A 24424-nucleotide genomic window follows, 5' to 3' on the forward strand; every position below is an offset into this window, starting at 1 on the left:
AAGGTAGCGCAGCGACGTGGTCGTCAGTCACGATCTCGCGCTGCCGTGTTCGCCGCCAAAAACTCTTGCGAGAACCTTGGCAGAATCCCGCCGGCGACATAGGTGGCCACGTCGTCATCGGAGTCCAAACGGCAGGTCACCGGCACTTCGACCTGCTCGCCATTGCGGCGTTCGATCACCAGCGTCAAGGTGCCGCCCGGCGTTGGGGTGCCGCGCACGCTGAAGGTTTCGCTGCCGTCGATGGCCAAGGTCTTGCGGGTGTCGCCGGGCTGGAATTGCAGCGGCAGTACGCCCATGCCGACCAGGTTTTGCCGATGGATGCGTTCGAAGCCTTCGGCCACGATGGCCTCCACGCCGGCCAGGCGCACGCCCTTGGCGGCCCAGTCGCGTGAGCTGCCTTGGCCATAGTCGGCGCCGGCGATGATGACCAGCGGTTGCTTGCGCTGCATGTAAGTTTCAATCGCTTCCCACATACGCATGACTTGGCCGTCCGGCTCCACGCGCGCCAGCGAACCTTGCTTCACTGCGCCATCGACGATCGCCATTTCGTTGATGAGTTTCGGGTTGGCGAAGGTCGCACGTTGCGCAGTGAGGTGGTCGCCGCGATGGGTGGCGTAGGAATTGAAGTCTTCTTCCGGCAGGCCCATCTTGGCCAAATATTCGCCAGCGGCGCTGTTGCGCAAAATCGCATTGCTGGGCGATAGATGATCGGTGGTGATGTTGTCGCCCAGTACCGCCAGTGCGCGCATCTGCGTCAGCGTGCGCTCGCCCGCCAGTGCACCCTCCCAATACGGCGGGTTGCGGATGTAGGTGCTCATCGGCCGCCAGGCGTACAGCGGCTTGGCTTGGGTCTTGGCGCGGGCGGCAAACATCGGTTCATAGATGCGGCGGAACTGTTCTGGCTTGACGCTGGCCTTCACCATCGTGTCGATTTCGGCATCGGTCGGCCAGATGTCTTTCAGGCGCACCGGCTGGCCAGCGTGGTCGATACCCAGTACGTCTTTTTCGATATCAAAGCGCACCGTGCCGGCGATGGCGTAGGCAATCACCAGCGGCGGCGAGGCGAGGAAGGCCTGCTTGGCATACGGATGGATGCGGCCATCGAAATTCCGGTTGCCGCTCAATACCGCTGTCACATACAAATCGCGCTCGATCACTTCTTTCTGGATCACTGGATCCAGTGCGCCGCTCATGCCGTTGCAGGTGGTGCAGGCAAAGCCGACGATGCCGAAACCCAGCTGTTCCAGCTCGCCCAGCAGCTTGGCTTCTTCCAGATACAACTGCACCGCTTTCGAGCCGGGTGCCAGCGAGGTCTTCACCCACGGTTTGCGGGTCAGCCCACGCGCATTGGCATTGCGCGCCAACAGGCCGGCGGCAATCACGTTGCGCGGGTTGCTGGTATTGGTGCAACTGGTAATCGCGGCGATGATCACCGCGCCATCGGGGATCAAGCCTTGTGCTTCATCACTCCGCGCGGCGTCGAGTTTGGCGGTGTCGGCAATCCCGCGTTCGTGCAATGCGCTGACCGGCAAGCGCCGATGCGGGTTGGACGGCCCGGCCAGATTGCGCACGACCGTCGACAGGTCGAAATGCAGGGTGCGCTCGAATTGCGCATCACGCAGATCCTCGGCCCAGAAGCCGCAATGTTTGGCATAGGTTTCAACCAAGGCCACCTGCGCATCCTCGCGTCCGGTCAAACGCAGGTAATCCAGGGTGTTGTCATCAATCGCGAACATCGCCGCGGTCGCGCCGTATTCGGGCGCCATGTTGGAAATGGTGGCGCGGTCGCCAATGGTCAGCGCGGCGGCACCCTCGCCACGGAATTCCAGATACGCGCCGACCACTTTGGCGGCACGCAAGAATTCGGTCAACGCCAATACCACGTCGGTGGCAGTGATGCCAGGTGCAGGCTTGCCGGCCAGCTCCACCGCGATGATGTCGGGCAGGCGCATCCACGACGGGTTGCCCAGCATCACGCTTTCGGCTTCCAGCCCGCCCACACCCACCGCGATCACGCCCAGCGCATCCACATGCGGGGTGTGCGAATCGGTGCCCACGCAGGTGTCCGGAAATGCCACGCCGTCCTTGGTGCAAATCACCGGCGACATTTTTTCCAGATTGATCTGATGCATGATCCCGTTGCCGGCCGGGATCACATCCACATTGTCGAACGCCAGCCGCGTCCATTCGATGAAATCGAAACGATCCGCGTTGCGGCGGTCTTCGATCACGCGATTCTTCGCAAACGCATCCTTGTCGAAGCCGGGTGCTTCCACCGCCAGCGAGTGATCCACGATCAGCTGCACCGGCACCACCGGGTTCACTTGCGCCGGGTCACCGCCTTGCGCGGCGATGGCTTCACGCAGGCCCGCCAAATCCACCAACGCGGTTTGGCCGAGGATGTCGTGACACACCACCCGCGCCGGAAACCACGGGAAATCCAGATCGCGACGGCGCTCGATCAACTGGCCAAGAAAGGCATCGATGTGCGCAGGCGCAGCGCAGCGCACGATGTTTTCCGCATGCACCCGCGCCGTGTACGGCAGGCCGGCCCACGCGCCTGGGGTGAGCGCTTCCACCGCCGCGCGGGCGTCGAAGTAATCCAGTGACGTGGCAGGCAAGGGTGTGCGGAAGGCTGTGTTCATGGCATGTGGCAGCGGCGTGGGGAATGCCTATTGTCGCGCAATGGGAAGCCGGTCGCGTTCGCCCCGTACAATGCGCGGCGATGATTGCATCCCCCGCCATCCCCACCGAGCAATTGCGCCTCTCCGTCGCCCCGATGATGGACTGGACGGATAGCCATTGCCGGGTATTCCATCGGCTGCTGGCGCCGCATGCGCGGCTGTATAGCGAAATGGTACATGCCAATGCGGTGGTGTTGGGGGACCGGGCGCGGTTGCTGGCGATGGATCCGGGTGAGCACCCGGTGGCCTTGCAGCTGGGGGGCAGTGAACCGGCGTTGCTGGCGCAGGCTGCACGCATCGGGGCCGAGTGGGGCTATGACGAAATCAACCTCAACTGCGGCTGCCCGTCCGACCGCGTGCAGGCAGGGCGCTTTGGTGCGTGTCTGATGCGCGAGCCGCAGCGGGTGGCCGACAGTGTGGCGGCGATGATTGCGGCGTGCAGTGTTCCGGTGACGGTGAAGTGCCGGCTGGGTGTGGATGATGATCACGAGTGGCAACACTTCGTGGGTTTCATCGACACCATTGTCGGTGCCGGTTGCCAAACCTTCGTGGTGCATGCGCGCAATGCTTGGTTGAAAGGGCTCTCGCCGAAAGAAAATCGCGAAGTGCCGCCGCTGCGTTATGACTGGGCGTACCGGCTCAAGCGCGAGCGCCCGCAGTTGCAAGTGATCGTCAATGGTGGCATTGCCGATGCCGAAGAGGCCAGCGCGCATCTGGCGCATGTCGAAGGTGCGATGCTGGGCCGTGCCGCGTATCACACGCCGTACTTGTTGCACGCGCTTGATGTGCGTTGGTTTGGCGGCGAACTGCAATCGCGTGCCGAGTTGCTGCGCGCTTATCGCCCATATGTAGAGGTGCAGCTGGCGCGCGGGGTGTCCTTGAAACACATTACCCGCCACCTGCTGGGCTTGTTTGCAGGACAACCTGGTGGGCGTGCGTTCCGTCAGGTGTTGAGTGAAGGCGCGCACAAACCCGGTGCCGATTGGACGCTGGTGGAACACGCATTGGTATTGACCGAACGAGAGCCGCATTCCCCATGATCACCCGCGACTTAGCCGGATTTTTTGAGTTGGCCCACAACACACCCACCGACTTCGGCCCGGCTACTGCGCGCGCTGCATTTCTGGTGGCACCGGATGGGTTTCGCCTGGCCGAACAATCCGCACAAGACAATGCCTATATGGCTGCGGCCGGCGCGTTCGATGCTGCCCGCGCATCCATGCAGCACCGCGAGTTGCAGCGCGCCATCGCAACGGCAGTGCCGGCCATTTGTTTTGCCGGCAATCCGCAGACGCCGGATGCGGTCTTTCCCAACAACGTATTCGGCACTGCACGGGGACGCTATATCGTCGGTCGCATGCGCCATGAGGTGCGTCAGCGCGAGGCCGCGCGCGCCGACATGCGTGACTTCTTCCGCGATGTGCTCGGACGGCAGGAGATCGACCTCTCCACCCAGCCGCATGCCTGTGAACTGACCGGTGCGCTGGTGATCGACCGCGTGCGCGGGCTGGGCTTCTGCGGCCTGTCCGAACGCTGCGATGAGGCCGGCGCGCGGCTGATGCACGAGGCTTTCGGGCTGCGCGCCACCCTGCTGTTTGATCTGGCCGCCGGTGAATACCACACCAATGTGGTGTTGGCGGTGCTGGCCGGGCGCGCCGTGGTGGTGTGTCCGAACGGGTTTGCCGATGCCGCCGTGGCCGCGGCGATCGCCGCGCTGTATGCGCCGCATGCGGTGGTCTGTGATGCTGCCGAACACGCCGCCTTCGTTGGCAATTGCATCGCGTTGTCGGGCGAGGGTGTGTGGATGAGCGCGCAAGCGGCCACCGCACTGACGCCGGCGCATCGGGAGGTGCTGGCGCAGGCGGGCTTGCGGGTGGAGTCGGTGGCGCTGGACGCAATTGAAGCCGCCGGCGGTTCGCTGCGCTGCTGCATTGGCGAGATTTACTGACCAAGGACGGCGTTTGTGCGCAAACCTGAACGGCGCGCTATCCTGTTCAGGAAACTTCAGGGCGGATTCACCGCCTGCTTCCAACAATGCCCCTGTCCGAGTTGCTAGGTTGATCTGCCATGTCCCGCTGTGATCGAACATTGCCGAACGTACTTGCCGCTGCGCTGATGGCGTTGGTGCCAGTGGCCTCTGCATGGGCGCAACAGATGCCACCACCGCGTGACCGCAGTCAAGATCGCAGTAATCAAGATCGCGGCAATCAGGACCGCCCGCCGCCGCGTGATGCGATGTCCGATTCGGTACGGCGTGCCGAGCGCAACAGCCGTGGCGAAGTGTTGTCGGCCGAGCGTGTGCAGTACGACGGCCGCGACATGCACCGCGTCAAAGTGGTGGACGACCAGGGTCGCGTGCGTGTGTTCATGCAAGACCCGGCCCGTCGCAGCGGCAGTGATCAGGCCAAAAGCAGTAATGATGATTGACCCGTCGGTGCTTGCGCTGACCCACAGAACGCCATTTACGAGGATTGAGCATGCGCATCCTGCTGGTTGAAGACGAAGCCCCGTTGCGTGAAACCTTGGCTGCCCGCTTGAAGCGCGAAGGCTATGCGGTGGATGCCGCGCAAGACGGTGAGGAAGGCCTCTACATGGGCAAGGAAGTGCCGTTCGATGTGGGCATCATCGACCTTGGCCTGCCGAAGATGAGCGGCATGGAATTGATCCGTGCACTGCGTGCCGAGGGCAAGAAATTTCCCATCCTGATTCTGACCGCACGCTCCAGCTGGCAGGATAAAGTGGATGGCCTCAAGCAGGGTGCCGACGACTATTTGGTCAAACCGTTCCATGTGGAAGAGTTGCTGGCGCGCATCAATGCGCTGGTGCGGCGTGCCGCCGGTTGGAGCAAGCCGACGCTGGAATGCGGGCCGGTGGTACTGGATCTGGCCGCGCAAACGGTGAGTGTGGACGGTGCCAACGTGGACCTGACCAGCTACGAATACAAAGTGCTGGAATACTTGATGATGCACGCCGGTGAGCTGGTTTCAAAGGCCGACCTGACTGAGCACATCTACCAGCAGGATTTCGACCGCGATTCCAATGTGCTGGAAGTATTCATCGGTCGTCTGCGCAAGAAACTGGATCCGGATGGGTCGGTCAAGCCGATTGAAACGGTGCGTGGCCGTGGCTACCGGTTCGCCATTGCCCGCAGCGGCGAATGATTTTACCGGTGCCGGTGGTGCATGAGCTCCCCACCGATCCCTGATCCAGACGCTGCGCCCAGCGTGTTGCGTCCGCGTCGGCTGCGCATTGCGCAGCCGCGTTCGCTGCAGTCACGTCAGTTATGGGCGGCCAGCCTGGGTTTGATTGCCTTTCTGGCGCTGGCCGGCTTGGCGCTGGATCGCGCGTTCCTGAACACTGCACAAAGCGGCATGCGTGAACGCCTGCATAGTTATGCTCTGGCCTATGCCGGCAGCGATTTTGCCCGTGATGGCAGTGTGATTCCGCCGTGGGAGTCGCCGGATGCACGCTTCAAGCGTCCGGGCAGTGGTCTGTATGCGCAGATCGTGTTGGTCAATGGGCATTGGGAATCGGATTCCGCACAAGGCCCGAAATTGCCCGAGGGGCCGATGTTGCCGCCAGGCACCCAGACCTTCGAAGGGCCATTGCCGCTGACCCAGATCAATGGACAAGCCGGCGAGGTTTATCGCTACGGCTATGGTCTGGCACTGAGTGAAAACGGAGACGCGGCCAACGAATTGCAGTACACGGTGTATATCCTGGAGGACAGCACCGCACTCGGGCAGCAGGTAGCAACCTTCCGTACCGCGCTATGGCGCTATCTGGGCGGTGCCGGCGTGGTGTTGCTGCTGCTGCAAATGTGGGTGCTGCGTTGGAGCCTGCGGCCATTGCGTGATGTGATCGGCGAGCTCAAACGGGTGCAAGCAGGTAGTGCCGCAGGCATGAGCGAAGCGCATCCGCGTGAATTGGAACCGCTTACCGACAGCATCAATGCCTTCATCCACAGCGAGCGCGAAAATCTGGAACGGCAGCGCAATACCTTGGCCGACCTGGCGCACAGCTTGAAGACACCGTTGGCAGTGTTGCGCTCGCGGCTGGACAGCGATACCGGCGAGGCCGAGCTGCGCAGCGAAGTGGATACCCAATTGCGCCGGATGAATGATTTGGTGTCGTACCAATTGGCGCGTGCGGCGCGGTCGGGTCACCAGTTGTTTGCCGCGCCCATCGCGATTGAGCCACAGGCCGAGCAGATCGTGCTGGGCCTGGAAAAGGTGTATGCCAACAAGGGCGTACTGTGTGAATTTGAAATCGCCGCCGAGGCCCGCTTCCACGGTGAAACCGGCGACCTGCAGGAATTGCTGGGCAACCTGCTGGAAAACGCCTTCAAATGGGCGAAGTCGCGAGTGCTATTGACCGTGGCGGAAGGGCAGAAGCTGACCGATCGGCGGCCGGGGTTGCTGATCACGGTGGAAGACGACGGCCCCGGGATTGCCGAAGATCGGATTGCTTATGTGCTGCAACGCGGCGTGCGTGGTGACGAGCGTGTGCAGGGCCACGGCATTGGCATGTCGATCGTGCAAGACATCATCAAAAGTTATCGCGGGCAACTGCATGTCACCCGCTCGCACGAGCTGGGTGGGGCCAAATTCGAAGTGAGTTTGCCACCGGGCTTGTGAATCAAAACGAGCGTCCAGGATCACAGGGCCAGCGTGCGGGGCCACTTCAACCAGCCGCTGGCTTAGCGGAACATCCCCGGCAAAAAGCTGTGAAAGCGCGACGGCAAGACGCGGCTGTCACCGGCGCTGCGTGCGGGCACGGCTGCTTGCGACTTGGCTTTCGGCGTGCGTTGCACACGGCTGTTGGCAATCGCGCCGTCCAAGTCCGCATCATCCAAACGATCTGCAGGTGGTGCCGGAGGGTCGATGGCGGTGTTGGTGTTCTCGGGCAGCTGGTGCTTGGCCTCGGCGGCATTGGCACAGCCAAACGCAACCAGCAGGGCGAGGCAGGACAGTGTCTGGCGCAGGCTGACAAGGTGCATGGGCGTCACCGGGTAGAGAGCGTGCAGGGTGCACAACACCGCTGCCGACTATAGCAGGCTGCCCGGGCCTGGGATGCTGCGTCGCAACACGCAAGTTCCCGGACACGCAAGTGCTTGCGTATGATTTTGCACATGTCGACCTCTCGTGACCACGCCGCGCAACTGAGCGCCGTCCATCTACCCAATGGCGGCAGCCCACATGAGTGAGACCGCCGAGCGCGCACTGCTCCAGCGCCTGCAGCGCGGCCCGGTCAGTGGCGATCACTTGGCTGCGGAGCTGGGATTGACGCGTGCCGCGGTGTGGAAGCGGATCGAGGCGCTGCGGCAGGCCGGGATTGCCGTGGCAGCTGCGCCGGGGCGTGGTTATGCGCTGGCACAGCCACTGGATTGGCTGGATGACACGCACATTCGCGCCTTGTTGCCCTTGGCAGTGCAGCCCCAATTGACCGCACTGGACATTGTGTGGAGCCTGGATTCAACCAATAGCGAACTGCTGCGCAGGCAGACTCCGGACGCCGGTTGTGCGGTGCTGCTGGCCGAGCGGCAGACGGGCGGGCGCGGGCGTCGCGGGCGCGCTTGGGCTTCGCCATTGGCTGCACATATCTATCTGTCGCTGGCCAGATGTTTCGATGGTGGCTTGGCGCGCTTGGGTGGCTTGAGCCTGGTGGCAGGGGTGGCGGTGTGCGAGGCGTTGCACGCACTGGGCTTCACCCAAACAGGCCTGAAATGGCCCAATGATGTAGTGGTGACCGATGGCGATGGCCTGCGCAAATTGGGTGGCTTGCTGGTGGAAGGTGGCGGCGAAGCTGGCGGCGCAGCACGTGCGGTGATTGGGGTTGGCCTGAACGTGCGAATGCCTGCCGCGACGGCCCGGAACCTCGACCAGCCCTGGGTGGACATGCAGTCATTGCCGCATGCGCCGCCGTCACGCAATGCGGTGGTGGCGATGTTGCTGCAACATCTGCTGCCTGCATTGGAGCAGTTTGACGCACTGGGGTTGGCTGCCTTTCTGCCGCGCTTCAGCGCGTTGGATGTACTGGCTGGGCGCCCGGTATGCGTGCATGAAGCCTCGCGTGTGTGGCATGCACAGGCGCTGGGCATCAGCGAAGATGGCGCACTACGGGTGTGCAATGCAGCGGGTGAAATTCGTCATGTGCATGCAGCTGATGTCAGCGTGCGTGCGGCCAAGGTGGCCGGGTGATGACAACGTGGCTGTTGGATCTGGGCAATACCCGCCTGAAATACGCGCCGCTGGTGGCCGATGGCCAACTGGGCGCGGTGCACGCGGTGGCACATGACGATGCCGAAGCGTGGCTGGCGGCGTTGCCGGAAGGTGAGGTGGCCTGTATCGCCAGTGTGGCCTCGCCGGCGCGGCGGGTGGCATTACTGGACGCTTTGTGCGCACGCTTCCAACGCTTGCATCGGGTGCACACCGAACCTGCGTTGGGGCCACTGCGCATTGCCTACGCCAATCCTGCGCATCTGGGTGTGGATCGGTTTTTGGCGATGCTGGCGGCTGCCGATGGCCGCGCGGCCTTGGTACTTGGCGTGGGCACTGCGCTGACGTTGGATGTGCTGGGCGCGGATGGCCGGCACGGGGGCGGCCGCATCGCGCCGTCGCCTGAGGTGATGCGCGAAGCCCTGCACGCACGCGCGGCGCAATTGCCCGCCCGCGGCGGTGACTACACCGAATTTGCAGATGACACCGCCCCGGCTCTGGCTTCTGGCTGCGAAGGGGCGGCCTTGGCCTTGATCGAACGCAGCCTGCGCCATGCCACTACGCTGCTGGGCCAGGTGCCGCGCCTGTGCGTGCATGGCGGTGGCGCACAGGCGCTGCGCCCACACTTGCCCGTGCATGACTGGGTGCCCGATGCGGTCCTGCAAGGCTTGGCGCGTTGGCATGCGCTGCGAATCGCATAAACTGCACGGATGCTACTGCGCGCTGCCATCGTCATGCTTGTGATGCTCAATCTGGGGGCTGCTGGGTGGTGGGTCTTGCAACCGCTGGCGACCACTCCAGCAAGCTCGCCAAGTACGCGCACGCCCAGCCTGCAGCTGGTTGATGAACAGTCGGCAGCAACCGCGCTTGTGCCTGCTGCTCGCACGGTTGAGCCAATCACCTCTGCACCCGTGGCTACGCCGCCGGTGGCGGCCACGGCGGTGTGTTTGCGGTTTGGCCCGTTTGCCAGCAGCAGCGCGCGGGATGCAGCGCGTGTGCGCTTGCAGCAAGCAGGTGTTGACCCGCGTCCACATGACAGCCCGGCACGCGAGGTGCGTGGCTGGAAGGTGTACTTGCCGGCGCAGGCATCACGTGAAGCGGCACTGGCGCTGGCCGAAAAAATCAAGAGCGCGGGTGTAGCCGACCTCTTCGTGATGACCCAGGGCGACGACATCAACAGCATTGCCTTGGGGCGCTTCGGCAGTGAGTCCGCGGCCCAACGTCGGCAGTCCGAATTGCGGGGCAAGGGGTTTCCCGCACAGGTCGCGGCGATTGGTGGCATTCCTGCACAGACATGGCTGGATGCACAGTTGCCGCAGTCTGCGCACCGCGTTGATTTGGTACGCATCGCCCCCGCACAGCCTCTGGATTGCAGCACATTGCATTGATTCGGGCGGACAGCCCACGTCGAGCAAGGTAGAATGCGCACCCATGCCGCTTTAGCTCAGCAGGTAGAGCAACCGCCTTGTAAGCGGTAGGTCGTCCGTTCGATTCGGACAAGCGGCACCAGTACGCCCAGCTTGCGCCAGAGCCGCAGGCGGCGCATTCATGGGGTTTTCGTATGCAGCGTAGCTATCCACCGGTGTCCATCTTCGGTGTTCCTACGGATATCGGCGCGTCCAAGCGTGGCGCATCCATGGGGCCGGAGGCTTTGCGTGTGGCAGGGTTGGTGGATGCCATTGCCGCCCGCGGCGTGGATGTGCGTGACGTAGGCGATGTCAGTGGCCCACGCAATCCGGTCAGTGCGCCGGTCGATGGCTATCGGCATTTGGATGAAGTCACCGCGTGGAATCGTAGCGTGTTTGATGTGTCCACCCGTGAGCTGCAAGCCGGGCGGATGCCGATTTTGCTGGGCGGTGACCATTGCCTTGCGATTGGTTCGATCGCGGCGGTGGCCGCGCATTGCCGCAGCATGGGTAAACAGTTGCGTGTGTTGTGGCTGGATGCGCATGCCGATTTCAATACCCACGAGCTTACCCCCAGCGGCAATATTCACGGCATGCCGGTGGCTTGCCTGTGCGGCATGGGGCCGACGGTGTTAACCGGGTTTGGCGGGATCACGCCGGCCATCAGTCCGGACCAAGTGCGCCAGATCGGCATCCGTTCGGTGGACCCGGGCGAGAAGCGTTTGGTGCAAGAGCACGGGCTGGATATCTATGACATGCGTTATATCGACGAAGTTGGCATGCGCCGTGCGATGGAAGAAGCATTGGAAGGTATGGATGCCAACACCCATCTGCACGTCAGCTTTGATGTGGACATGCTCGACCCAGCGATTGCCCCCGGCACCGGCACCCGTGTGCCCGGCGGCGTGAACTACCGCGAAGCGCAACTCATCATGGAAATGGTGGCCGATAGCGGCTGCCTGGGGTCGCTGGATCTGGTCGAAATCAACCCCGCATTGGATCGCCGTAATGCCACCGCCAAGCTGGCGGTGGATCTGGTGGAAAGCCTGTTTGGCAAATCGACCCTGATGCGCGATTGATGCGCGTTCATGTGCAGTTTTAGCGGGGACGCGGTTTAATGTGGTTTTCCACCCCGTCACGAGGCTTCCATGAAACGCTTATTTGCCCTGCTGTTGTTGACCGTGTTCGCCAGTGCCGCCTTGACCGCCTGCAATACCGTGAATGGCGCAGGTAAGGACATCAAGAAAGTCGGCGAAAAAATCGAAGACGCATCCGGCAAAAAGTAGGAGCACCGATGGGCGCGGCCATAAGTGCCCACAAACCAGTCCTCCCCAATGACATGGGGAGGACTGCCTGGACTTATTACCAGCGTGGCGGATCCGCCACAAACCCTTGCGGAAATGCGCGTGGTGACGTTCGTGCATACGGTGCATACGGGGGCGGCATTACCCCCATCGCCACCAGTGCATTCACATCGTCATAGCGCACTTGGCTGACTTGCTGCGGGCGTGTGCTCATCCGTTGAAACGAGGTTTGCCCCACCGGTGCCCATTCGCGCTGACCGTGGCCCGTGCCCAGTTGTTGTGGCATCGCATCGGCCTCTGCCATCGCGCGGTTGGCGGCAGCTGGTGGAGCCGGTGCCGGCATGGATTTGGCCATGCTGTCGCGTGCTTGTTCTTGCGCGGCCAGCGGCGGTGCATATTGCGGGCGGGGCGGCTGATATTCACGAAACACCGCGATTCCCACCACTCCCACATTGGCCGGGCGACCGGTGCGCGCGGCATAACTATCGGGCAGGTCGGTGAATACGAATTGGGCAATGTCATCCAGCGATTTGCGCCAGCCGGCGATTTCGGCGGACTCCCACGGCCCCAACACATAACCGGCTTGCGAGGGTGCGGCGGTCTGCCCGCTGACTGCGTTCACGCCATCCACCGACAACACCACCAGCACGCGCTCGCCGCTGGTATTGGTCAGCCGCACCGCGTAGCGGTGGCCGGGCACGCCGGCGACCCAATGTTGGCCACGAAATGGGTATTCGGGCAGGGTTTGTCCGCTGTCTCGATCCACCACGCCCAGCGTGACGATGTCGCGGGCGTGGGCGGGCAAGCTGCATGCAGTGGATGCGGCAAGGGCAAGGGCGAGTGCAAGTGGGCGAAACATGGCGGTCTCCAGAGGCGCAAGGGGTGCGCTGCAAGACGGTCAACGCATGGCGCCGCAAAACGGGGTTAACCCGATGTCTTGAGGTCTGTACCTTTAGAATGGCGATTGATTTCGCATGACAAGCGCAGCCCCGCATGAGCAAGACCCGCGTCCTGACCGGCATCACCACCTCCGGCACCCCCCACCTTGGCAACTATGTCGGCGCCATCCGTCCGGCGATTGCCGCCGCACGTGCGGCCGATGCCGAGAGTTTTTATTTCCTCGCCGACTACCACAGCCTGATCAAGGCGCAAGATCCGGCGCGCACGCAGCGTTCCACCCTGGAGATCGCCGCGGCGTGGCTGGCCTGCGGCCTGGATCCGGCCAAGGTATGGTTCTATCGGCAGTCGGATATCCCTGAAATTCCGGAGCTGACATGGTTGCTCACGTGTGTGGCCGGCAAGGGCATTCTCAATCGTGCGCATGCCTACAAAGCGGCGGTGGATAAGAACCGCGCCGAAGGTGAAGACGACGATGCCGGTATCACCGCCGGCCTGTTCATGTACCCGGTGCTGATGGCCGCCGACATCCTGATTTTCAACGCGCACAAAGTGCCGGTGGGGCGCGACCAGGTGCAGCATATTGAAATGGCACGCGATTTTGGCCAGCGTTTCAACCACATCTACGGCGATGAATTTTTCACCCTGCCGGAAGCGCTGGTGGACGACAACGTGGCAACCTTGCCAGGCCTGGATGGCCGCAAGATGAGCAAGAGCTACGACAACACGATCCCGATGTTCGTGCCGCGTGCAGAATTGAAAAAACGCATCGCCGGCATCCTCACCGACTCGCGCGCACCGGGCGAGCCCAAGAGTACCGAAGGCTCGGCGCTGTTCCAGTTGTACCAGGCTTTCGCCAGCAAGGACGACACCGCGGCATTCGCGCAAGCGTTTGCAGATGGGATCGCGTGGGGTGAAGCCAAGCAAGCACTGTTCGAAAAAATTGATGCCGAAATCACCCCGCTGCGCGAACGCTATGAAGCTCTGATGGCCAAGCCCGGCGAGATTGAAGCCATCTTGTGCGACGGCGCAGCGCGCTTGCGCACGGCCTATGCAACGCCGGCGATCAGCCGCCTGCGCGAAGCGGTGGGGCTGCGCGATTTGTCGCAGGTGGTGCTGGCCAGCGCTGCCGGCAATCCCCCAAAATCTGTCGATACCGAGGTGCCCAGCTTCAAGCAATACCGGGATGCCGATGGCAAGTTCTACTTCAAGCTGGTGCAAGGCGAGCGCGTGCTGTTGCAAAGCGCTGGCTTTGATTCCCCGCGCGATGCCGGGCAGCGGATTGCATCGATCAAAAGCGGCACGCTGGATGCCGATGTGGCCGATTTCATGCTGGGTGAGGGCGTGAGCAGTGATGAAGTCAACGCCGCATTGGAGGCGTTTGTGGCGGCGGCGCTGGAGGGGCAGAAGGGGTAAGCCAACCCCTCTCCGGCTTGCGGGAGAGGGGGCTTGCGGGGGGCTTTACTGCGGCAACCCCAGGTCATCCAGCAACGCCTTCAGAAAGCGCGCCGCTTCGCCGCCGGTGCAGGCGCGATGGTCGAAGGTCAGGCTGATCGGCATGCGACGGTGTACTTCAATTCCGCCGATCACCGCCACCACGTCATGGCACAGCTTGCCGGCACCGACGATGGCCACGCACGGTGGCACCACGACCGGCGTTGCATAACGGCCAGCGAACATGCCGAAGTTGGACAGCGAAATGGTGTAGCCGGACAGTTCCGAGGCCGGAATCGTGCGCGCTTCCACTTGCGTGCGCAGGCGGTTGATGCCTTCGCGAATGCCGCGTGCATCCAGCATGTCGGCATTGCGTAGCGCCGGCACGAACAGGCCATCGTCGGTGTCCACCGCGATGCCGATATCCACTTGCGGGTGCAGGGTGCGGCTGAGGTTGTCGCCATCGAACCAGGCATTCAGTGCCGGCACGGTTTTGCAGGCGGTGACGATCGCGCGAATCAAGCGTGCGGTGATGTCCTGCTTGCCAATCCACGCGTGCAGGTCGGCATCATCCACCAGGGTGGTGGGCACCACCTTGGCATGCGCATCGGCCATCACCCGCGCCATGTTGCGGCGCACGCCCTTGAGTTGTTCGGGTTGCCCCGATGCCGCCACGCCCGGCGGCTGGGTGCGCATCGGTTTGCCCGATTGCGACAGCGTGCTGCGCGACGCAGGTGCAGCGGACGCCGCCGCAACGACGGGGGCCACCGTGGCATGTGTGGCCGCGGGTGCCGCCGCCGTCGCCAGCAAGGCCGGATTGGCCGCTGCCTGCTTCACATCCTGCATGGTGACGGTGCCATCTGGTCCGGTGGCGCGCACGCGTGCCAAATCCACGCCCAGCTTGCGCGCGGTGGCACGCACGGCGGGCACGGCTTTTACCCCGCCCACCGCCAGCGCTGCCTCGGCGACAACCGCGTTGCCCACCTGCATGGCACCGACCACGGTGCCGGCATCGGCGGGCTCGGATTTGGCCGCCGGCGCAGGGGCTGCCGGTTCGGGTTCTGCATGCGCTGCGCCGCCGTGATGATGGCCAGTGTCCTGGCCTTCCGCGCGCTGCGGCATGCTCATGTCGAGTTCGAACTCGGCCAGCCAATGACCGGTGACGATGACATCGCCGGCTGCACCGGCCAGCTTGAGCACCTTGCCAGACACCGGCGAGGGCACATCCACCACTGCTTTGGCGGTTTCCATCGACACCAGATTCTCGTCCAGACGAATCACATCGCCTACGTTGACGTGCCACTCGACAATGGTGGCATCCGGCAAGCCTTCGCCAAGGTCGGGGAGAAAAAATTTCTTGCTCATGAACGGTCCTTACGAATAGGCCATGGCGCGCTTGGCGGCGGCCACGATTTTGTCGGTGCTGGGCAGGTACTTCATTTCCAGGCGGAACAGCGGGATATGGGTGTCGTAGCCCGTCACACGTTCCACCGGAGCCAGCAGGTCGAACAGGCATTCCTCGGCCACGCGGGCGGCGATCTCGGCGCCGAAGCCGGCGGTTTTGGCGGCCTCGTGCACGATCACGCAGCGGCCGGTCTTGGCCACCGATTCGGCAATCGTGGCGAAATCCAGCGGGGTCAGCGTGGCCACGTCGATCACTTCCGCGCTGATGCCGTCTTTGGCCAAGGCATCCGCCGCTTCCAGGGTTTCTTTCACCTGCGCGCCCCAAGTCACCAAGGTGATGTCACTGCCATCGCGCAGCACGTAGCAGACATCCAGCGGCAAGGCTTCGCCGTCATCCGGCACCAGTTCCTTGTACTGGCGATAGATGCGTTTGGGCTCCATGTAGATCACCGGATCCGGGTCGCGGATCGCCGCCAGCAGCAGGCCATAGGCACGCTGCGGCGAGCTGGGCATCACCACGCGCAGGCCCGGCACATTGGTGAAGATGGCTTCGTTGGCTTCGGAATGATGTTCCGGCGCACGGATGCCGCCGCCCCACGGCACCCGCAGCACCATCGGGCAGGTCAAGCGGCCACGCGTGCGGTAGCGCATGCGGGCGGCGTGGCAGATGATGAAATCCACCATCGGGTACATGAAACCGTCGAACTGCGCCTCGGCCACCGGCTTCATGCCTTGGCTGGCCATGCCCACGGTCAGGCCGGCAATCGTGGTTTCATCCAGCGGCGTATCCAGGATGCGTTCGGGGCCAAACTGCGCGGACAGGCCGGCGGTGGCGCGGAACACGCCGCCGTTGACGCCCACGTCTTCGCCCAGCACAACCACAGACTCATCCTTGCGCAGTTCATACGCCAAGGCTTGGGTGATGGCTTCAATCAAGGTGATGGGTTGTGCGCTCATGCCCGGTGCTCCCGTGCCATCGCTTCGGTGCGCTGCGTGATCAGCTCACTGGGCAACTCCGCATACAAGTAATCAAACATCGCTTCCACCGGTTGCACGGGCGTATTCAAATACGCGTTGATTTCTTCGTCCACGCGCTTGCCGCTGTCTTCAAGCCAGGCTTTTTCTTGTGCCTCGTCCCACACGCCTTGATCGGTCAGGAATTTGCGCAGGCGCAGGAACGGTTCTTTCTCCCACGCGGCTTTGACTTCGGCGTCATCGCGATAGCGGCGCGCATCGTCGGCGGTGGTGTGGTCATGCAGGCGATAGGTGATGAATTCGATCACGCTGCCGCCTTCGCCATTGCGGGCACGTTCGTGCGCGCGGCGCAGGCCTTCCAGCACCGCGATGATGTCGTTGCCGTCCACTTGCAAGCAGTGCAGGCCACCGGCGATACCTTTTTGCGCCAAGGTATCGGCACCGGTCTGTGCCTTGCGTGGCACGCTGATCGCCCAGCCGTTGTTGACCACGCAGAGGATCAGTGGCAGATGGAACGCACCGGCCGAATTCACCGCGGCATAGAAGTCGGTTTTGGATGAGCCACCGTCACCGCACACCGCCACCGCGACTTTGGTTTGCTTGCGCAGTTTGAACGACAGTGCCGCGCCCGACGCCATCAGCATTTGCGTGGAAATCGGCACGCACCACGGGTAATCGTGGGCGGGGCCACCGGTGAGCAGGTTGCCGCGTTCGTCGCCACCCCAGTACAGCAACACCTGGCGCGGCAGCACGCCGCGCGCGAACTGCGCGCCGTATTCGCGGTAGCTGGGCGCCAGCACATCCTCCGGCTGCATCGAGTAGCCGATGCCGACGTGGGTAGCCTCATGGCCAAGGCTGGCGGCATAGGTGCCCAACTTGCCGGTGCGTTGCAGCGCAATGGCCTTGCCATCGAAGGTGCGCAGAAACAGCATCTGCTTGAAGATCGGCAGCAGCGATGCGGCGTCGGGGACGGCTGGTGGCAATGGGCCGGCAAGACTGCCGTCGGGTTTGAGGTATTGCAGGTATTCGATATCAAAATGGGCAGCGGTGCTCATGGGGGCCTTCGCGTTGGAGCAATCGCTCTATGATACCGGCGAGCTGCTAACAAACCGTTGCGCGGCGCAATAAAACAAAACGCAGCCGAAGCTGCGTTTTGTCTGAAACCCTGTTGTTGATTGGCTCAGGGGAGCGTGAGAACCGATGTGTTGTCGCCCGAAATGGGGTCGGTGAGCACACTGGACCTGGCGCTGAAGCGCAGCACATCGGTGGGTTTGAAACTACGCTGAGGCTTCACGGTGACGTTGAAGGTATGGGTGGAACCGGCCCGCACAACCGTGGTGGATGTGCAGACGAAACTGCTCACGCTCATGCGCTCGCAGGTCCAGCCAGCACCACCGGCCACGCCGCCTACGGAGGGCACGGGGATCTCCATGTCCACCCACACCTGCACGCCATTCAGATCACTGCTGCCACTGTTGCGTAGCGTCAGCGTGGTGAATGCGCCCTGCAGGCTCATTTGCCGCACCGTCCACGATTGCGCGAGATCCGCGCTGGCCGGGCGCACCACCCCAATGCTCAGACGCACGGGATCATGGTCGGAGACGCGCAGCGGCGGATTGGCAGCGGTGTAGGGCGGGTTGAATTCGCCGTAATGGGCCACGCGGAAGTTGCTGTTGATGCGCGCGTGTTCCACGCTCAGGCCAGTCAGAGCCGGGTCGTTGAGCAGCGCCTGGTTGACCACCGCATGGTCCAGGGTTTGTGCATTGCCACCAAACACATAGGAATAACGCTGCATCGGATCCGCGGTGAGTGCATCACCCAACACCAACGGTGTGGCGACGGGGCTGGCACGATATTCGATGACCGCATTTTCCGGTGCCGCGTGACCAGAAATGATGCCCATCGAATCCACATAGCCATCGTTGAACGGGAACGCGTTGAAGTCACCCACCAGCACGATTTTCTCGGCCGGGTTGGCGATTTGCATATCGTTCACCACATTGGCCAGGAACATTGCCTGTTCGGCACGCTTGTAACGCACGCGGCTATCGACCGGATCATCGTTGCCATTGAGCGAGCGCAGATGATTGGCAATCACCGTCAATGGATAGTGACGGCCGTCGGTGAAATTGACTGCGGCGCGCAGTACCAGCGAAGGGCGATCATTCAGCAGTGACGAGGTGCAGCCAGGCGCATTCGGAGTACAGCCCAGTGGCGAGGTGCCGTAGCGGGTGTCCTTGCCCACTTGGGTCACCGAAGTGACCTCCACCCGCGACACGCCGGTGCGCACAGCGCGGCTGCTGATCAGAAACCCGACATCAATCCCGCCCACGTCGTTGCCTTCTTGCAGATACGGCACGTATTGCGGTGTGCGTGCGCAATTGCTGTTGATGTAGTTGGCAAGCGAGGTCAGGGTGCCGATGTTCTCCACTTCCACCACGCCGAGAATGTCGGGCGATTTCACCCAATCACAGATCGCGGCGCCGGTCTTGGCCAAACGATTGGCGAAAGCGGTATTGGTGAGCACTGGCTCGCCAATGGCTGGGTCATTGATGTTGTCGAAGAACCGCTCCAGATTGAAGCCGGCCACGGTGATGTCGTTAGCGCCGGCATCGCTGACGGCACTGGCGCTGGCGGCACCGATGACCGGTGGGTTGGCCACGTCATACAGCAACTCCCACGAGTCGCCGTAGTACGTCAGCACGCCCACCAAGTTGCTTACTGGTGCGCCGGCATCGGCGACCAGGCGTGTGCCTTGTAACGGGAACGCCTTGATGCGTTCCTGGTTGGCGTCGAAGTATGGCAGGGTGGCCTGCTTGGCTGGTGGTACCGGGAACGGGTCGAGGATGCTCAGGCCCGGTTCGCGCATCGGCCGCGGCACGCCTGCAATCACGAATTCAAACGCCGTATTGCTGTCACTTGACGTGGCATTGGGTTCGTTGATGTTGCCATCGGTCTGCGCGGTGACCACGCCCTGTGCCACGCTGACCAGCATGCCCTCCAAGCGCTCCATGGTTGCCGGCTCACTGGCCGGGCCGGCCAGTGCGGCGGTTAATTCCACTGGCGTGGGCAGGGCCATGCCGTGTGCCAGTACCGCCACACCGGGCGAGACCAACTCGGTGGTCGGGGTGGCGCTGCTGCCAGCAAATTCATCCACCGTGCCCACCACGCGGGCATGGTCACCCACGGCCACCATATTGGGAGCGGCGGCGGTGAATACGAAAATGCCGTCCGAGGTTGCAGCATCGCCATCGGCGGCGGCTGTGCCGCTGCCAAAGGACTGCAGGAAGAAGCCATTGCTGCGTTTGCCGGTGACCACGCCCTCGGTCATCTTCAACTGGCCATTGAACGGGGAAAGCTCACCGCTGCCTTGGATCGCGCCGATCGAGGTAATGACGATGTCGTCATTGGTAATCGTGCCGGTGCCTACACCCGCGCCCGATGCGATATTGGCAGCGACCGGATTGCTGAGGGTGACCAGGAAGGTTTCGTTGATCTCCAGATCGGTATCGCCCAGTACGCTCACACTGACGGTGGTGCTGGTCTGGCCGGCGGGGATGCTGGCGGTACCCGATGCGGCGAGGAAATCCACCCCCGACGTGGCTGAGTCGCTGCTGGTGGCGTAATTGACCTTGACACCGCCGGCGGGTGCCGGGGCACTCAGGGCAATGGTGAACGTGAATAGGGTGCTGCCGTTATCGCCTTCAAGTTGGGTGACGTTGTTGATCGAGAGCTGGGGCAGTGCAGCACCGCCCACGGTGATCGAAAAATCGTCGATGGCCAAGCCGTCATCGGCCCCGGTGGCATCGGCATCCAGCCAACGCAAGCAGAAGGTGCTGCCGATGGGGATCGACACGCTGCTGATGGTGGCGGCCAGGTCCTGACGGTTGCCAGCGGCATTGCCGTCCTTGGCTCCGGTGGTGGTGGTGGTGGGGGTGCTGAAATCCAGCCCATCCACATCCACCCAGGTGCCGGTGGTCAGTGAGGTGGCATTGAGACTGTACTGAAAGTCCAGGCGATCGCTGCGGGCAGCGGTGCCCAGACGCCACTGCTCGCCGGTGTAGGCCACATCGAAGCTGCCCAATGCGCTGGCGGTATTGTTGACAAAGCAGGCTCCGAACGAGGGCACAAGATTGCCGCTGCGCAAGCTGCCCAATGCGCGCTCGCTGCTGCCGGCAGCGCCAAAGCTGTAGGTGTCGCCGGTATTGCTGGAGCCGGTGCCGGCAGTGTAGGTGCCATTGGCGCTGGCACCCGTCTCATTCATCAACCAGCCCACCGGTAGTGTTGAACTGGTGCCGGTATTGGCCAAGGTGTCGAAATTCTGGGTGTAGCTGCCGCCGCTCAGGCTGACTTGGGCATGCGCTGCCAGTGGTGAACAGAACACCATCGCTGCCAGCGCCAAGCGCTGCAGTGGAAGATTGATCATGTGATTTCCCGGAAATGGTCAGCAAACCAAATAGTCGGTTCGCACCCGTGCGATTTTGCCGCATCTGCATGGCAGTTGCGTGACGCAGTGCAAGATGACCCGGCCAGGCATGCCACAATTCCAACATGACCAGTGAAAATAACCAGCGTGACCTAGAGGCCGGCATTCATACTGATCTGCATGGACGGTTGACCTATGCCGGGTACTTGCGCCTGGATCAGTTGTTGATCGCGCAGCAGCCGCTATCCAGCCCGCCGCATCATGACGAGATGCTGTTCATCATCCAGCACCAAACCTCCGAGCTGTGGCTGAAGTTGCTGATCCACGAGCTGAGTGCGGCGGTTGCGCACCTGCGCAATGACCGGGTGGGGCAGTTCGGCAAGGTAGTCGCGCGTTGCAAGCGGGTGTTGGAGCAATTGACCGCGCAATGGACCGTGTTGGAAACGTTGACGCCCTCGGAATACATGCAGTTCCGCGGTGTGCTGGGACCGTCATCCGGATTCCAGTCCCTGCAATATCGCACTGTGGAATTCTTGTTGGGTAACAAGAATGCGGCAATGCTGAAGGTGTTTGCGCATGACCCGCAGGGCCAATCCGCATTGCAGTGCGTGTTGCAGGCCCCAAGTTTGTATGACGAATTTTTGCGTTACCTGGCGCGTTGGGGGCATTCGGTGCCTGCGGCTAATCTGCAGCGCGACTGGAGCTTGCCGCATGTGCAAGATGCCGAGCTGTTGCCGGTATTCGAGCGCATTTACGAAGATACCGATCGTTATTGGCGCGAGTATCAGTTGTGCGAGGATCTGGTGGATCTGGAAAGCCAGTTTCAGCTTTGGCGTTTCCGCCACATGCGCACGGTGCAGCGCATCATTGGCTTCAAACCCGGCACTGGCGGATCCAGTGGGGTGTCCTTTCTCAAACGTGCGCTGGAGTTGACGTTTTTCCCGGAGCTATTCGAAGTGCGCACCTCGATTGGACCGGATCGCGGCAGCCCGGGTAGTTAAGAAGCGTGGCGTGTGGGCCGGACTTGAGCGCGACGGTGATGCCAAGTTTGTCGCGCAAGGCGCGCTCCCACCAGAGCCCGCGGCCATATCCCGCGCGAGCGGCCCTTGGCCGCACAGAGTGGTTGCAGCCGGGGAGTGATCGTTTGCTGCATCGCAGCATCCAAATCCTGAATGCGCAAGGTTTGACGTAACGCTGCCGGGTCGGCCATCCTCGCCCGGTTCCGCGCCCTGCGTTGGCCCGGTTCGACATCCTTTCAACGCCTAACCAGATGGGGGAGCCCGCATGAGCGGAGCCGCTGCAATCACACCGGTGAATCCACCGGAATTCCCGCAACTCATGGGGCATCCACGCCCGTTGTGGATGTTGTTCATGTCGGAGTTCTGGGAGCGCTTTGCGTTCTACGGCATCCGCTGGGCGATGGTGCTGTACATCGTCGCGCAGTTCCACGGTGGCGACGCCAGTGGCGAAAAACCCGCCAGCGAGTTGTACGGCGCGTATCTGGCGCTGGTGTATGCCGGTGCGATCTTCGGCGGTTATGTGGCCGACAAGTTGATTGGCTTCCAGCGTTCCATTTTATTGGGCGCCATCGTGATGTCGGCGGGCTTGTTCTTGCTGGCATCACCCACCGAAACCATGTTCAAGCTGGGGCTGGCCACTATTATCGTGGGCAACGGCCTGTTCAAGCCGATCATCTCCACCATGGTGGGCAAGCTGTATGCCACCAGCGATGAGCGCCGTGATTCCGGCTTCACCATCTTTTACATGGGCATCAACATCGGCGCACTGCTGGCACCGTTGATCACCCAGTATTTGGCCAAGAAATTGTTTGGCATCGACGGCATGCCGGCCTACAAGGTGGTGTTCATTGCCGCAGGGATCGGCATGTTGCTGAGCTTGGTGTGGTTCTGGTTTGGCCGCGCTCAGCTCAAGGGCATTGGCTTGCCGGCAGCCCATCAAACCGGCATGCGCAATGTCAGCTTGGTCTTGCTGTTCGGCGTGGTGATCGGCATCCCGCTGTTCTATGCGTTGTTGACCATTGATGCCACCCTGCTGCAAGGCATTTTGATGGCCCTGTTCATCATTCCGGCGGTCATGCTGCTGCGTGAAGGCGTGGTGGAAGGCGCGGTGGCACGTGACAAGGTGGTGGCAATGTTGATCATCTTCACCTTCAACGTGTTGTTCTGGTGTTTCTTCGAGCAAGCCGGCAGTTCATTCAACTTCCTTGCCGAGAAGATCGTCAACCGCGACATCGGCATGCAAGGGCTGTTCCAGGCGTTGGCGGGTACCCATGATTTCCCGGTGTCGTGGTTCCAGTCGGTGAACTCGGTGGCGATCATCGTGCTGGCCCCGATCCTGGCGTGGTTGTGGGTGAAGATGGGCAAGAACAATCCGATCATCCCGCGCAAGTTTGGCCTGGGCCTGATCTTCAACGGTTTGGCGTTCTTGTTGCTGATGGTGGCGCTGAAGAGCATGGTGGATGGTAGCGGCAAGATCCCGTTCTGGACCTTGTTCATGGTCTATGTGATCCAGTCGGTGGGTGAGCTGTGCCTGTCGCCGATTGGGTTGTCGATGACCACCAAGCTGGCCCCCGCACGGTTGGCGGGCATGGCGATGGGTTGCTGGTTCCTGTCGATTGCTATTGGCAATAACCTGGCCGGCATTTTTGCCGGGATCGTCAGCGGCGAAGGCGGCATGTCAGTGGCCTCCGCACACGCCGGCTATACCTTCGGCTTCTATGCCTTGGTCGGCGCTGGCGCGTTGTTGTTCCTGATAGCGCCGCTGATCCAGCGCTGGATGCACGGCGTGAAGTAAGTCTTGTCCGGCAGGGCACACGCAAACGGCGGCCTTCGGGCCGCCGTTTTGCATTGCAAAGGCGCAACGGTCAGGCGGCGATGATGACCTCAATCCCCAATGCGCGCAGGCCATCGTGATAGTCCATGCCGATGCCGCTATCGGTAATCACGCAGTGAATGGCATCAAGCTTGGCGATGCGGTGCAGGCTGACCTTGCCGAACTTGCTGGAGTCGGTCAGTACCACGATTTTGCGGGCGCGCTCCACCATGCGGTGATTGAGCAGGGCTTCGGCCTCATGGTGGGTGGTCGCACCAAACTGTAGATCCAGCCCATCCACGCCCAAAAACAGGGTATCGAAACTGAAGCTTTGCAAGCTGGCTTCGGCCTGCATGCCATGCAGCGAGAGCGAGGGCTGATGCAACAAGCCGCCAGTGAGGCGCAGGGTGATGCCTTGTGCGCCGGCCAGCTCCCACGCGATGTTCAGGCCATTGGTCATCACCGTTACATCGCGCTGGTTGCGCAGGTGGCGGGCCAGCATCATGGTGGTCGAACCGGAGTCCAGGATGATGTTGTCGCCAGGCTTGACCAGTGCAGTGGCGCTAGCACCAATGGCGTCCTTCAGCGGCAGATTGAGGCTGTCTTTCTCGTGGATGCCGTGCTCTTGCGGCGGTGTGCGCAGCAGGTTGGCACCGCCGTGGTTGCGGATCACCAAGCCCTGCGCTTCCAGCTGGTTGAGGTCGGCGCGGATGGTGACCGCCGAGACGTCATGACGCTCCACCAGCGCGCTTACTTGCACGCTGCCGTGTTGCAGCAGGTGTTCCATGATCTGTTGGCGGCGTTGGCGGGTATTGCGCATGCGGAGACTCGAAAGTTGTAGAGG

Annotated in this window: 21 protein-coding genes and 1 tRNA gene; 14 read left to right on the forward strand and 8 right to left on the reverse strand. The window is 62.4% G+C overall.

Annotation, left to right across the window (positions count from 1 at the left end):
• Window positions 1-23 precede the first annotated feature (23 nt).
• On the reverse strand, window positions 24-2645 hold the full coding sequence (gene acnD, locus K7B09_RS10440; protein ID WP_223629401.1) for a Fe/S-dependent 2-methylisocitrate dehydratase AcnD: 2622 nt from the start codon (window positions 2643-2645) through the stop codon (window positions 24-26).
• A gap of 80 nt (window positions 2646-2725) precedes the next feature.
• Here acnD and dusA point away from each other — a divergent pair, with 80 nt between their 5' ends.
• The 5 genes from dusA to K7B09_RS10465 all read left to right on the forward strand — a co-directional run bounded on the left by dusA (window position 2726) and on the right by K7B09_RS10465 (window position 7321).
• Entirely contained in the window at window positions 2726-3724 is a 999-nt protein-coding gene (gene dusA / locus K7B09_RS10445) for a tRNA dihydrouridine(20/20a) synthase DusA (RefSeq protein WP_223629402.1), read from the forward strand.
• The gene (locus K7B09_RS10450; protein WP_223629403.1) at window positions 3721-4632 is read left to right on the forward strand and encodes an arginine deiminase-related protein; all 912 of its coding nucleotides are present in this window, start codon (window positions 3721-3723) and stop codon (window positions 4630-4632) included. The genes dusA and K7B09_RS10450 overlap by 4 nt, the downstream gene beginning before the upstream one ends.
• Window positions 4633-4772: 140 nt before the next feature.
• On the forward strand, window positions 4773-5111 hold the full coding sequence (locus tag K7B09_RS10455) for a PepSY domain-containing protein (RefSeq protein ID WP_223629404.1): 339 nt from the start codon (window positions 4773-4775) through the stop codon (window positions 5109-5111).
• Window positions 5112-5161: 50 nt separating this feature from the next.
• Entirely contained in the window at window positions 5162-5845 is a 684-nt protein-coding gene (locus tag K7B09_RS10460; protein WP_223629405.1) for a response regulator transcription factor, read from the forward strand.
• Window positions 5846-5866: 21 nt separating this feature from the next.
• Window positions 5867-7321 carry an ATP-binding protein gene (locus K7B09_RS10465; RefSeq protein ID WP_223629406.1) on the forward strand — a complete coding sequence of 485 codons (1455 nt, stop codon included), beginning with the start codon at window positions 5867-5869 and terminating at the stop codon, window positions 7319-7321.
• 62 nt (window positions 7322-7383) lie between these two features.
• On the opposite strand, the gene K7B09_RS10470 is transcribed toward K7B09_RS10465, so the two are convergent.
• Window positions 7384-7683, reverse strand: coding sequence for a hypothetical protein (locus K7B09_RS10470; RefSeq protein WP_223629407.1), 300 nt, complete (start codon window positions 7681-7683; stop codon window positions 7384-7386).
• Window positions 7684-7882: 199 nt separating this feature from the next.
• On the opposite strand from K7B09_RS10470, the gene birA reads away from it, so the two are divergent.
• The 6 genes from birA (at window position 7883) to K7B09_RS10500 (ending at window position 11594) form a co-directional block, all read left to right on the forward strand.
• Window positions 7883-8884 (forward strand): bifunctional biotin--[acetyl-CoA-carboxylase] ligase/biotin operon repressor BirA, encoded by a 1002-nt coding sequence (gene birA / locus K7B09_RS10475; RefSeq protein ID WP_223629408.1) that lies wholly within the window; start codon window positions 7883-7885, stop codon window positions 8882-8884.
• A complete protein-coding gene (locus tag K7B09_RS10480; protein WP_223629409.1) occupies window positions 8884-9603 on the forward strand; it encodes a type III pantothenate kinase in 720 nt (239 codons plus the stop codon). The genes birA and K7B09_RS10480 overlap by 1 nt, the downstream gene beginning before the upstream one ends.
• A 9-nt stretch (window positions 9604-9612) precedes the next feature.
• Window positions 9613-10290, forward strand: a complete 678-nt coding sequence (locus tag K7B09_RS10485; protein ID WP_223629410.1) for an SPOR domain-containing protein — start codon at window positions 9613-9615, stop codon at window positions 10288-10290.
• A 45-nt stretch (window positions 10291-10335) separates the two neighbouring features.
• Window positions 10336-10411: transfer RNA gene (locus tag K7B09_RS10490), tRNA-Thr, on the forward strand.
• Window positions 10412-10463: 52 nt separating this feature from the next.
• Entirely contained in the window at window positions 10464-11387 is a 924-nt protein-coding gene (rocF, locus tag K7B09_RS10495; RefSeq protein ID WP_223629411.1) for an arginase, read from the forward strand.
• Between the two features lie 69 nt (window positions 11388-11456).
• Entirely contained in the window at window positions 11457-11594 is a 138-nt protein-coding gene (locus K7B09_RS10500; RefSeq protein ID WP_223629412.1) for an entericidin A/B family lipoprotein, read from the forward strand.
• 76 nt (window positions 11595-11670) lie between these two features.
• Here K7B09_RS10500 and K7B09_RS10505 read toward each other — a convergent pair whose 3' ends face one another.
• Window positions 11671-12471 (reverse strand): hypothetical protein, encoded by an 801-nt coding sequence (locus K7B09_RS10505; protein WP_223629413.1) that lies wholly within the window; start codon window positions 12469-12471, stop codon window positions 11671-11673.
• Between the two features lie 134 nt (window positions 12472-12605).
• On the opposite strand from K7B09_RS10505, the gene K7B09_RS10510 reads away from it, so the two are divergent.
• A complete protein-coding gene (locus K7B09_RS10510) occupies window positions 12606-13925 on the forward strand; it encodes a tryptophan--tRNA ligase (protein ID WP_223629414.1) in 1320 nt (439 codons plus the stop codon).
• 45 nt (window positions 13926-13970) lie between these two features.
• Here K7B09_RS10510 and K7B09_RS10515 read toward each other — a convergent pair whose 3' ends face one another.
• From K7B09_RS10515 to K7B09_RS10530, 4 genes are all read right to left on the reverse strand, one after another.
• On the reverse strand, window positions 13971-15308 hold the full coding sequence (locus K7B09_RS10515; protein WP_223629415.1) for a dihydrolipoamide acetyltransferase family protein: 1338 nt from the start codon (window positions 15306-15308) through the stop codon (window positions 13971-13973).
• 9 nt (window positions 15309-15317) lie between these two features.
• Window positions 15318-16304, reverse strand: a complete 987-nt coding sequence (locus K7B09_RS10520) for an alpha-ketoacid dehydrogenase subunit beta (RefSeq protein ID WP_223629416.1) — start codon at window positions 16302-16304, stop codon at window positions 15318-15320.
• Window positions 16301-17377, reverse strand: coding sequence for a pyruvate dehydrogenase (acetyl-transferring) E1 component subunit alpha (gene pdhA / locus K7B09_RS10525; protein ID WP_223629417.1), 1077 nt, complete (start codon window positions 17375-17377; stop codon window positions 16301-16303). Before pdhA ends, K7B09_RS10520 begins: the two co-directional genes overlap by 4 nt.
• 125 nt (window positions 17378-17502) lie before the next feature.
• Window positions 17503-20748 (reverse strand): Calx-beta domain-containing protein, encoded by a 3246-nt coding sequence (locus K7B09_RS10530; RefSeq protein WP_223629418.1) that lies wholly within the window; start codon window positions 20746-20748, stop codon window positions 17503-17505.
• Between the two features lie 125 nt (window positions 20749-20873).
• On the opposite strand from K7B09_RS10530, the gene K7B09_RS10535 reads away from it, so the two are divergent.
• Window positions 20874-21749: a tryptophan 2,3-dioxygenase gene (locus K7B09_RS10535; RefSeq protein WP_223629419.1), complete on the forward strand. Its 876-nt coding sequence runs from the start codon at window positions 20874-20876 to the stop codon at window positions 21747-21749.
• A gap of 283 nt (window positions 21750-22032) precedes the next feature.
• A complete protein-coding gene (locus K7B09_RS10540) occupies window positions 22033-23562 on the forward strand; it encodes a peptide MFS transporter (protein WP_223629420.1) in 1530 nt (509 codons plus the stop codon).
• Window positions 23563-23632: 70 nt separating this feature from the next.
• On the opposite strand, the gene K7B09_RS10545 is transcribed toward K7B09_RS10540, so the two are convergent.
• Window positions 23633-24400 carry a DeoR family transcriptional regulator gene (locus tag K7B09_RS10545; RefSeq protein WP_223629421.1) on the reverse strand — a complete coding sequence of 256 codons (768 nt, stop codon included), beginning with the start codon at window positions 24398-24400 and terminating at the stop codon, window positions 23633-23635.
• Window positions 24401-24424 lie beyond the last annotated feature (24 nt).

Origin of the sequence: Thermomonas beijingensis, assembly GCF_020034655.1 — a bacterium.
GTDB classification, from domain to species: Bacteria; Pseudomonadota; Gammaproteobacteria; order Xanthomonadales; family Xanthomonadaceae; genus Thermomonas; species Thermomonas beijingensis.